This is a genomic window from Pseudomonas sp. BS-2016 (genome assembly GCF_001806145.1).
Classification (GTDB): Bacteria; Pseudomonadota; Gammaproteobacteria; order Pseudomonadales; family Pseudomonadaceae; genus Aquipseudomonas; species Aquipseudomonas lundensis.
Genome location: NZ_MLCT01000053.1, coordinates 1 through 1,919, shown reverse-complemented (window position 1 = coordinate 1,919; position 1,919 = coordinate 1). Strand labels below are relative to the sequence as shown.

The 1,919-nt window shown below is 64.4% G+C and carries 2 protein-coding genes; one reads left to right on the top strand and one right to left on the bottom strand.

Annotated features, from left to right (window positions below):
* Positions 1-691: DNA-3-methyladenine glycosylase (locus BKD70_RS22135; protein ID WP_070415399.1), on the top strand; the 691-nt coding region annotated here is incomplete at its 5' end.
* Positions 692-795: 104 nt separating this feature from the next.
* Here the strand turns inward: BKD70_RS22135 and BKD70_RS22130 are convergent.
* Positions 796-1,919 (bottom strand): CoA transferase (locus tag BKD70_RS22130; RefSeq protein WP_070415398.1); only part of this gene is annotated, 1,124 nt, incomplete at its 5' end.

Sequence of the window (1,919 nt, the reverse complement as noted above, 5' to 3'; positions counted from 1 at the left end):
GGATTGGCTGGAGGTGACGGTCGACTTTCCCGAGCCTGCAGCGATGCCTGAGATCGAGCGGCGCTTGCGCAGGATGTTTGATCTGGATGCGGTGCCTGAGGTGATCAACGCGCAATTGTCGCAAGACCCCCTGATGGCGCAACTGGTTGCGGCCCACCCTGGCCTACGGTTGCCAGGCACCTGGGACGGGTTGGAACTGGCGATTCGTGCAGTGCTGGGCCAGCAGATCACCGTGGTGGCGGCGATTCGCCTGGCGGGCAAGTTGGTGGCGCAGTATGGCCAGACCCTGCAAACCCCGCACGCCGGTATTACCCACCTGTTTCCGACACCTGAAGTGTTGGCTGCGGCGGACCTGACTACCCTGGGCATGCCCAAGGCGCGGGGCCGTACGTTGTCTGGTGTGGCCCAGGCGCTGTTGGATGACCCACAGCTTTTCGAACCCAAGGCTAGCCTCCAGGACGGCGTTGCAAGGCTAGTGGCATTGCCGGGGATTGGAGAGTGGACCGCGCAGTACATCGCCATGCGCCAGTTGCGCGAGGCGGATGCGTTTGCGTCGGGGGATATCGGGCTGATCAATGCTTTGGCGGCTTTGGAAGGTGGGCCGGTATCGGCGCGGCAGTTATTGGCGCGTGCCGAGGCGTGGCGGCCGTTGAGGGCGTATGCGGCGCAGCATTTGTGGACAACCCTGTAGGAGCGAGCTTGCTCGCGAAAAACCTGAGAACGCCGCTGTGTATCAGGTTTCCCGCGTTATCGTTGGCGACCTTCGCGAGCAAGCTCGCTCCTACAGGGTATTAGTCACCACTGAGGCCGGTGCGAACCCAGTTCCACCGCCGGAAAATCCCACTGCAACGGCGTGCCACTGATGCTCAGCGGGGCTAGCAGCCGATGAGCCTGGCCCCAGGCTGTCTGCTCCACCACCAGGCCTTGGTCATTGATATCTTCTTCGCGCAATGCCGCTTGCTGTGACACTTGCCCGGCCTCCACCAGCAACTTCGCCGTACGCGCCAACGACAAGCGCGCCGAACCGCCGCGTCCGGAGTCCAGGCGCTCGGCCAACGCCCGGATCGCACTGGCGGCCATCAAATAGCCGGTGGCGTGATCCAGCGCCTGCACCGGCAGCGGCAGCGGTTTATCCGTCTGTTTCCAGGCCATGCCCGCCTCGGCAATCCCGCTGCTCATCTGCACCAGGCTGTCAAAGCCACGCCGATTACGCCATGGGCCGCTCCAGCCGTAGGCGTTGAGGCTGACGTCGATCAGTCCGGGGGCGATGTGCTGACGTTCGCCAAGGGTATAACCGAGTTGCTCCAAGGCATCGGCGCGGTAACCGTGGAACAGGATGTCGGCGTCCTTGAGCAACGCTTCGAACACTTGCCGGTCGTCGTGGCTCGTTAGATCCAGGCGGGCGCAGCGTTTACCCAGGGTCATTTCCGGGACGACGCCAGGTTCGTTCCAGGTGGGCGAGTCGATGCGCAGTACGCTGGCACCCAAGCCGGCGAGGAAACGACTGGCCACCGGGCCGGCCAGCACCCGGGTCAAATCCAGCACCTTGATGCCGGCCAGTGGGCGCGCTGCGGAACCGAGCCAGGGTTTGTCGGTGCCGCGTTCGAAGACCTGACGCTGGATCAACGCTTCGGCGTTTACCGCCAAGCCTTGGGGATGCTGCTGCCAGGCTTGCCAGCTACGCATCTGCGCCGCACAACCGCCCGCATCGACAACCGCCTGTTCCAGTTCGGCGGCTTTCCAGGTCGCGACTCTACTCGCCATGGCTGCGCGATCAGCGGCAGGCCCCAATACCCGCTCGGCCGCTGCGCGGTGATGGGGCGCGTTGGTGTGCAGACGGATCCAGCCATCCACGCTGGCGTAATCACCCGCTACCGGGTCCCACAAAGGCGGCACTTGCCACCCCACGGGACGAATCG